Genomic DNA, 8,845 nt, shown 5'->3' with positions numbered 1-8,845 from the left:
AAATGAACCTTAGGTCTCTTAGCTCAGCTGGTTCAGAGCACCTGCCTTACAAGCAGGGGGTCACTGGTTCGAATCCAGTAGGGACCACTTTTTAGACAATAAGAAGTCTGTTCGAAAAAAATCTTAAATGAACCTTAGGTCTCTTAGCTCAGCTGGTTCAGAGCACCTGCCTTACAAGCAGGGGGTCACTGGTTCGAATCCAGTAGGGACCACAGTAAAAACTCCTTTCAAGCATTTGAAAGGAGTTTTTTTTATGTTATTTTTTATTGAATAATGATTTATAAGGAATTAGAAATAAGATTAAAATTAGAACAGAAAAAACAACTCCTTTTTTACTATGTTCGAAAGAATGATAATCTATAAATTCATCGTTTTTATCTGAATAATATAATTCATATTTATCTCCAATATTCATATTTATACATGGTTCACTTAATATTTTAGTATTATAATTTTTATCATTATATAAAAATGTAATTGAATAAGCTCCATTACCTACACCACAGTTCATTTCTGATACAGTTATTTCTTTCTTGTTTTTATCATTTATCACTAAATCATTTACCCTTAAGGTATAAATTTCATAAAACGAGAAAATAAACAATACAAAAGCTATTAAAAGTTGATTTTTAAAATAAAATTTATTCATCTATTTAATTATAAATGCCATCGAATACAAACATAAAAAATCCTCGATAATTAATTATCGAGGATTTATCTTTTTAAAATCTTAATCTTACACCATTATCGGTTGTAAAGGCTTTTTTACGGAAAAGGAATAAACTAAGTCCTCCTATAAAAATAGCCGAATCTGCGATATTAAATACAGGCTGAAAGAACTTATAATGTTGTCCACCTATAATTGGTATCCAAGTAGGCCAATCGAACTCTACAATTGGAAAATAAAGCATGTCTACGACACAACCAGTAAACCATCCAGAATAACCAGCAAAGTTTGCTTGAGCAATTCCTTGATAACCTACCCAGTCTTGAAACATATCATTGTATGTCGTTCCTTTATCGAAAATAACACCATAAAAAATTCCGTCAATTACATTCCCAATTGCACCTGCCAAAACAAGCGCAATCGGAATGATAAAGAAATTATTATTTAGTTTTTTCGCCCATGCATTAATATAGTAGATAATCATACCGATTAGCACAATACGTAGAAGTGATAAAAGGATTTTGCCTGTTTCTCCTCCGAAATGCATCCCATAGGCCATTCCTGGATTTTCTACAAATGCTATTTTAAACCAACCCAAAACATCTACATCTTCACCTAAAAAAAAGTGTGTTTTAACGTAAAATTTCGAGATTTGGTCAATGATTAAAACCAAAATGGTAATGAGTACTACTTTTTTCAAAACTCTGTATTAACGTTGCATATTCTTAGCTTCGATGCTTAATGTAGCATGCGGAACTAATTTCAAACGATCTTTATTAATTAATTTTCCTGTTACACGGCAAATACCGTATGTTTTGTTCGAAATACGTAACAATGCATTTTTTAGGTCACGAATAAATTTATCTTGACGTGCTGCTAATTGTGCATTTTGTTCTTTCGACATTGTTTCAGAACCTTCCTCAAACGCTTTGAAAGTTGGAGACGTATCGTCTGTACCGTTGTTACTATCGTTTGTGTAAGCTTCTTTCAATAATTCATAATCTTTTATCGCTTGATCTAATTTCTCTTGAATTATTGCTCTAAACTCTTCCAATTCTGCGTCAGAGTATCTTACTTTTTCGTCTGTTGTTGCCATACGCTTACAATTTAGTAATCGCAATTTGCGTTATCAAGCCATTAATTTCAACCTCTGCCCCATTCGCAACTTCATCTTGTAACACAAGATCGTTTGCTAATGTCTCAGAACAAATGTAATCTTTGTTTTGCTCGACAGCATTTACGATTGATTCATCATTTTTTAAATTAAGTATAATTTTGTCGGTTACTTCTAATCCGGTTTCTTTACGTAGATTCTGAATTCTATTTACCAATTCACGGGCAACACCTTCATTAATTAACTCTTCAGTTAATTGTAAATCAAGCGCCACCGTTAGAATAGCATTAGAAGCAACAGTCCATCCTGGGATGTCTTTTGTTGCGATTTCAAAATCTTCTACATCTAAAGTTAATGTTTTGTTATCAATTAACAAATCAATTTGTCCAGATTGCTCTAATTTAACAATTTGTTCATTCGTGATTTGCGCTGTAGCAGCGGAAATAGCTTTCATTTCTTTTCCATATTTCGGCCCTAAAGTCTTGAAATTAGGTTTGATAGATTTCACTAAAAGATTTGAAGCTTCTTCGTTTGTTAATAATTGAATTTCTTTAACATTAACTTCTTGTTTTAATAATTCAGATACAGCTTCTAAATTTGCTTTCATTGTATCATTCAACACAGGAATCATTACTTTTTGTAATGGCTGACGTACTTTCTTATCACTCAATTTACGAAGCGATAAAATCATACTTGTCGCTGTTTGTGCTAAATGTGTTTGTTCTTCTAATTGAGATTTAATCAATGACTCATCTACAACTGGGAAATCTGCTAAGTGAACAGATTCTGCTGCATTCTTAGCTGTTGCTGCATTAAGATCTTTGTATAAACGATCCATAAAGAACGGAGCAATTGGCGAACCTAATATAGAAATTGTTTCTAAAACAGTATACAATGTTTGATATGCTGCTACTTTATCTTTTGAGTAATCACCTCTCCAGAAACGTCTTCTTGATAAACGAACGTGCCAATTTGATAAATTATCAATAACAAATTCTTGGATTGCACGAGCTGCTTTCGTTGGTTCATAATCCGATAAAAAGCCATCAACTTTCTTCGTTAAGGTATTCAATTCAGAAATAATCCATTGGTCTAATTCAGCTCTTTCATTTACTGGTATTTCTTCTTCAGCGAAAGTAAATCCATCAACATTCGCATATAAAGCGAAAAATGAATACGTATTGTATAATGTTCCGAAGAATTTACGACGAACTTCATCAACACCAGCTAAATCAAATTTCAAATTTTCCCATGGCTGTGCATTTGCAATCATGTACCAACGCGTTGCATCAGGACCGTATGTTGCCAATGTATCAAATGGATCTACTGCGTTACCCAAGCGTTTTGACATTTTTTGACCATTCTTGTCTAATACCAATCCATTTGACATCACATTTTTGTATGCCTTCGAATCGAAAACCAATGTTCCAATTGCGTGTAATGTATAAAACCAACCACGAGTTTGGTCTACACCTTCTGCAATAAAATCGGCAGGATACATTGTTCCATTATCAATCAATTCTTTATTTTCGAATGGATAGTGCACTTGCGCATAAGGCATTGCTCCAGAATCAAACCATACATCAATTAAATCAGCTTCACGTTTCATTGGTTTTCCTGAAGCTGAAACTAATGTGATTTCATCTACTACATTTTTGTGTAAGTCGATTAAATCATAGTTTTCTTCTGCCATGTTTCCAATTTCGAAATTTTTGAAAGGATTCGATTGTTGAACACCTGCTGCAATTGATTTTTCAATCTCAGTAATCAATTCTTCAACAGAACCGATAACAGTTACTTCGTCCCCATCTTCTGTTCTCCAAATTGGTAATGGAATTCCCCAATAACGAGAACGAGACAAGTTCCAATCATTGGCATTTTCTAACCAATTTCCGAAACGACCTTCTCCTGTTGCTTTTGGTTTCCAATTGATTTCTTTATTCAATTCAACCATACGGTCTTTAACGTCCGTTACTTTGATGAACCAAGAGTCTAATGGATAATATAAAATTGGTTTGTCTGTTCTCCAACAATGTGGGTAACTGTGTTTATATTTTTCTACTTTGAACGCTTTGTTTTGCTCTTTCAATAAAATCGCGATTTCTACATCAACCGATTTTTCTGGCGCAGCTCCATCGTCATAGTATTCATTTTTCACATATTTACCTCCGTAACCTTCTGGTAATTCAGCCACAAAACGACCTTGTAAATCAACTAAAGGAACAGCATTACCATGGTTATCCAATACTAACATTGGTGGAACACCTGCATCTTTTGCTACTTTAGCATCATCTGCTCCAAAAGTAGGCGCAGTATGAACGATACCTGTACCATCTTCAGTAGTTACGAAATCTCCTGGAATAACTTGAAATGCATTTTCTGCATCTTCATAAGGTAACGCCCAAGGCAATAATTGCTCATAGCGTGTTCCTACTAAATCAGCTCCTTTGTATTCACCAACAATTCTATAAGGAATTGTTTTATTCCCAGCAGCATAAACTTTGAAATCTTCTTCTGTTTCTGCTAAGAAATATGGTTTTCCAAATTGTTTTGACACCAATGGTTTTCCTAAAATTACACGAATTGGCTCGAATGTATATTGATTGAATGTTTCAACCACTACATAATCTATTTTTGGACCAACAGTCAATGCTGTATTCGAAGGTAAGGTCCAAGGAGTTGTTGTCCAAGCTAAGAAATATACATCTCCATCAAAATCATTGAATAAATCTGTTGAGTCTTTCTTTACTTTAAATTGAGCAACAATTGTTGTATCTGTTACGTCTTGATATGTTCCTGGTTGATTTAACTCGTGCGAAGACAAACCTGTACCAGCTTTAGGAGAATATGGTTGAATGGTATAACCTTTGTACAACAAATCTTTGTTGTAAATTTGTTTTAACAACCACCAAACAGACTCCATATATTTTGGTTTGTATGTGATGTATGGATCTTCCATATCCACCCAATAACCCATTTTTTCAGTCAAATCATTCCACAAATCAGTGTAACGCATTACTGTACGTTTACATGCTTCGTTATATTCTTCAACTGTAATTTTAGTTCCGATATCTTCTTTCGTGATTCCTAATTCTTTTTCAGTTCCCAATTCTACTGGTAAACCGTGTGTATCCCAACCTGCTTTACGGAAAACTTGTTTTCCTTTTAACGTTTGGTAACGACAAAATATATCTTTGATAGAACGTGCTAAAACGTGGTGAATTCCTGGCTTTCCGTTTGCAGAAGGAGGACCTTCATAAAACACAAAAGATGGATTTCCATCACGTGTAGAAATACTTTTTTCAAAAACATTATTTTGTTTCCAATCTTCTAACGTTTCTTTTGAGACTTGTACCAAGTCTAAGTGCTTATATTCTCTAAACTTTTTTGCCATCGAATTCTTTGTTATTTCTTCTAAATCAAGGAGTGCGAATATAAGAAATTTTTACATATTTTATTGTTATAGAAACGAAAATCATATTAAATATTGCTTAAATTTATCCCATTATTAGAGTTTTAACCTATTTTAATTCAAAATACATTTTTTATAAACTTACACCTTTCAAATCAATTATTTAACAATAAAGCAACATACAATTTTCTTATGAAAAAAAGGTTCAACTATTATTCAATTCTCTTTCTACTTTTGCTTTTTGCAAGTTGTTCTAAAAACGAAGATTACACCGTTTTAATTCCGACCGATGCAGATTTTGTTGCGTTAATCAATCCAAAATCTATTGCCGAAAAAGGCAATTTCAATGAAATAAATCAATACAAATTTTATCAATTAGCTGAAAATGAAATCAAAAATCAAGATCCAACTTTTGATAAATTATTCAAACAGATAAAAGACAATCCTACTTCAGCAGGCATTGATATCATTAGTCCAATCTATCTTTTTGGACAAAAAATAAATGGAAAAAATATGGTCGCATTAATTACGAATATGCGCGATAAAGATCAATTCGAAGAACATCTTACAACTATTTATAAAGGAATAAATAAAAAAGAAATTTCGTTTGAAAAGAAAGATGGATTTACAACGATTTCTGGGTTTGATAAACCTTTTATGGCATGGAACAAGTCTCAATTTTTACTAATTGTTTCTGAATTTGGAGTTGGAGAGAAAGCTATTCAAGATTATTTTACGAAAATTATCAACGACAAACATTCGCTTGCGAAGGAAAATAATAGTTTTGGAGATTTTGTCAAAAACTCGCAGGACATCAACATTTGGTACACTGGAAATTTTTTGAAAAACTTTTCGAAAACTGAAAACAAAAGCAAGAAAAACCTTGATTTCACAAAAAGTTCGTGGGTCAATTTTATTTCTTTTACTTCGGACGGAATTAGTTTTACACAGAAATTTCATCCCGATGCGATTACAAAAGTCGAATTAGCAAAACGTCCGATGTGGAAATCAAAAATTAATACCGATTTTTTTAAATTTTTCCCTGCGCAAAGTTATATGAACATTGGTTTAGGAATTTATCCTGCAAATACACGTTATGTTTTCGAAGATCAAAATTTTTTAACAACATTTTTAGAGCAATATGAGCTTGATTTAAACAAATTAGAACAAAGTTTTGAAGGCGAAGCTTTGTTTAGTGTTTATGATTTTGAAATCGGAAAAGCATTCAATCCAAATGATTTTTTTGGTAAGAAAGATGACTTTATTCAACAAGTTGTTTATCCACAATTTGTTTTAGGTGGAAAAATGAAAAATGATATTTTCTTCAAGGATTTTTTAAAATCTCATCAGCAAAATATTCAGAAAATTGGTCCCTATTACATGTTGCCAATTTCGACAAATATGAAGATTTATATGACGTACAAAAACAATTTGATGTACATCACAAATAATCAATCGATCATGAATCAATATTTGAACAACATGATAAGCTCTTCAAATTTTGTCACTTCAAAATTTGCTACAAATGCTTCAAATCCGATGTTTGGTTATGTCAATCTTAATTTTGATCAATATCCAAAGGAGGTTCAAAACTACATTTACCAACAAATTCCTTTTGGAAATACAAAAGAAATTCAAAAAGTTTTATCCAACTTTAATTATATTGATTACCGTGTTTCAAATGAATATACTAAAACTGGAAAAATACATATGAAGAAAACGGATAAAAATAGTTTAGAAGTTATTTTCTTGCTTTTGGATGAAGCCTATTCTTTATTTTTCAATCAAGCACAACAACAAAATGGAAATTAAAATTAATCAACTTGTTCCTCATCCACTCAAGGAATTTGGGTTTGAACAATCTGAGATTTGGAAAAACGAGTATACTTTTTCCAATGGAAATATTTATCAAATTGTTGCGCATTCTGGCGTTGGTAAATCAACGTTGATTAATATTTTGTACGGCGATCGGAAAGATTATGACGGAGAAGTTTTGTTTGACGGACAAACTATTAAGAATTATTCTTTGAATGACTGGACAAAAATTAGACGCGAAAAAATAGCCTATGTTTTTCAAGGTTTGCATTTATTTGAAGAATTAACTTTAATGGAAAACATTCAATTAAAAAATGTCTTGACGCAACATCGAACAGAAAATCAAATCATCGAATGGATAGAAAAAGTTGGATTAAAAAGTCATTTACATCAAAAAGCTGTTCATCTTTCTTATGGTCAACGTCAGCGAATTGCGGTAATTCGTGCACTTTGTCAACCATTTGATTTTTTACTTTTAGATGAACCTTTTAGTCATTTGGACGAAGTTAATCAACAACTTTTGATTGATTTGGTAACTGAAGAAGCTGCAAAAAATAAGGCTGGAATCATTTTTACCAGCTTACACGAAATTCACGATAAACGCCTTTCAAATGTCATTCAACTCTAAAAATTTAATCGAAAAATTGGTTCGTAAAAACCTAAGTTTCTTACGAATTACAACCTTTTGTTTTTTCTCTATTATCGGTTTTTTTATCTTGATTTTGGCTGGAACAATTTATTTAGATTATGCTAAAAATTTTGGAGAAGATAGCTCAGTTTGGAAAGCGAATTATATCGTTTTGAATAAGAAGATTTCGTCTTTACAAACATTAACCGGAGAAAATCCAAGCTTTAATGAAGACGAAATCGAGGAACTAAAATCGCAGAATTTTACTGCAAAAGTTGGAACTTTCAAAAGCAGTCAATTTCCTGTAAAATTACAAGTTGGTGGAATTGCTGGAATTCGAGGTTTTTCAACTGATTTATTTTTTGAGTCTGTACCAAAAGATTTTATAGAAGTTGATCAATCGGATTGGAAATGGCAAGAAGGTCAAGATTTTATACCGATTATTATCCCAAAAAGTTACCTCAACTTATATAATTTTGGGTTTGCAACAAGTCAAGGATTGCCGCAAGTTTCTGAAAGTTTGTTTACCAAAATTCCTTTTCAGTTGATTATAGGTAAAGATGAAAATCAAAAAATCTATCAAGCACGAATTGTTGATTTTACCACAAAAATTAACACTATTTTAGTTCCTGAAAACTTTTTAGAATGGGCGAATCAAACTTATGCATCGCAAAAAACAGCACAACCATCTCGTCTTGTAGTCGAAACTAAATCACAAGGAGATGAAAATGCTTCCATTTATTTTGAGCAACATAATTATGATATCAACAAGGATGAATTGAAAAATAATGAATTGACTTATTATTTAAAATTAGCGTTTTCGTTGGTTCTATTTATTGGTCTAATCATTGTTTTTGCAGCAATATGGTTAATGATTATTAATTTCCAATTGATGATTGAAAAGAATAAGCATAAGACAAAAGATTTATTTTTGATTGGATACAACATCAATCAATTGGCTCGTCCTTATCTTAAATTTTCGATTATTTTTATGTTGATTAGTTATATAATTTCAATTCCATTGGTTTATTTCGTTTTGGATAGGATTAAGGTGAAAATTGGGAAATTCATGACCATTGAATCTTCACATATTTGGGAAGTGATAGGTTTTGGATTGATTATCGTCTTCTTTTTATTCATCTTAAATAAAATTATCTTAAGCCAATCCATCAAAAAAATTGCGTTAAAAGAATAAAAAAAGAAAAGGAT

General features: G+C 31.8%; 7 protein-coding genes and 2 tRNA genes. 5 read left to right on the top strand and 4 right to left on the bottom strand.

Annotation, left to right across the window (positions count from 1 at the left end; all coding sequences use genetic code 11):
- The first annotated feature begins 12 nt into the window (after positions 1–12).
- Both IF125_RS01060 and IF125_RS01055 read left to right on the top strand, forming a co-directional pair.
- A tRNA-Val gene (locus tag IF125_RS01060) sits at positions 13–87 on the top strand.
- Positions 88–137: 50 nt separating this feature from the next.
- Positions 138–212, top strand: a tRNA-Val gene (locus IF125_RS01055).
- Positions 213–256: 44 nt separating this feature from the next.
- Here the strand turns inward: IF125_RS01055 and IF125_RS01050 are convergent.
- From IF125_RS01050 to ileS, 4 genes are all read right to left on the bottom strand, one after another.
- The gene (locus IF125_RS01050; protein ID WP_188319080.1) at positions 257–649 is read right to left on the bottom strand and encodes a hypothetical protein; all 393 of its coding nucleotides are present in this window, start codon (positions 647–649) and stop codon (positions 257–259) included.
- 73 nt (positions 650–722) lie between these two features.
- Positions 723–1,367 carry a lipoprotein signal peptidase gene (locus IF125_RS01045; protein WP_171623467.1) on the bottom strand — a complete coding sequence of 215 codons (645 nt, stop codon included), beginning with the start codon at positions 1,365–1,367 and terminating at the stop codon, positions 723–725.
- A gap of 9 nt (positions 1,368–1,376) precedes the next feature.
- A complete protein-coding gene (locus IF125_RS01040; RefSeq protein WP_115001530.1) occupies positions 1,377–1,763 on the bottom strand; it encodes a TraR/DksA family transcriptional regulator in 387 nt (128 codons plus the stop codon).
- A 4-nt stretch (positions 1,764–1,767) separates the two neighbouring features.
- Positions 1,768–5,175, bottom strand: coding sequence for an isoleucine--tRNA ligase (gene ileS / locus IF125_RS01035; RefSeq protein ID WP_225541223.1), 3,408 nt, complete (start codon positions 5,173–5,175; stop codon positions 1,768–1,770).
- 210 nt (positions 5,176–5,385) lie between these two features.
- Between ileS and IF125_RS01030 the strand changes: the two genes are divergently transcribed.
- Genes IF125_RS01030 through IF125_RS01020 form a run of 3 tightly spaced genes read left to right on the top strand, consistent with a single transcriptional unit; the run spans position 5,386 to position 8,831 of the window.
- Positions 5,386–7,005 carry a DUF4836 family protein gene (locus IF125_RS01030; RefSeq protein WP_225541222.1) on the top strand — a complete coding sequence of 540 codons (1,620 nt, stop codon included), beginning with the start codon at positions 5,386–5,388 and terminating at the stop codon, positions 7,003–7,005.
- On the top strand, positions 6,995–7,636 hold the full coding sequence (locus IF125_RS01025) for an ATP-binding cassette domain-containing protein (protein WP_225541221.1): 642 nt from the start codon (positions 6,995–6,997) through the stop codon (positions 7,634–7,636). Before IF125_RS01030 ends, IF125_RS01025 begins: the two co-directional genes overlap by 11 nt.
- On the top strand, positions 7,620–8,831 hold the full coding sequence (locus tag IF125_RS01020; RefSeq protein WP_225541220.1) for an FtsX-like permease family protein: 1,212 nt from the start codon (positions 7,620–7,622) through the stop codon (positions 8,829–8,831). Before IF125_RS01025 ends, IF125_RS01020 begins: the two co-directional genes overlap by 17 nt.
- Positions 8,832–8,845 lie beyond the last annotated feature (14 nt).

The sequence above is a fragment of the Empedobacter stercoris genome (genome assembly GCF_020281205.1).
Classification (GTDB): Bacteria; Bacteroidota; Bacteroidia; order Flavobacteriales; family Weeksellaceae; genus Empedobacter; species Empedobacter stercoris.
The sequence above is the reverse complement of the archived record's forward strand: the minus strand, read 5'-3'. Positions and strand labels throughout refer to the sequence as shown.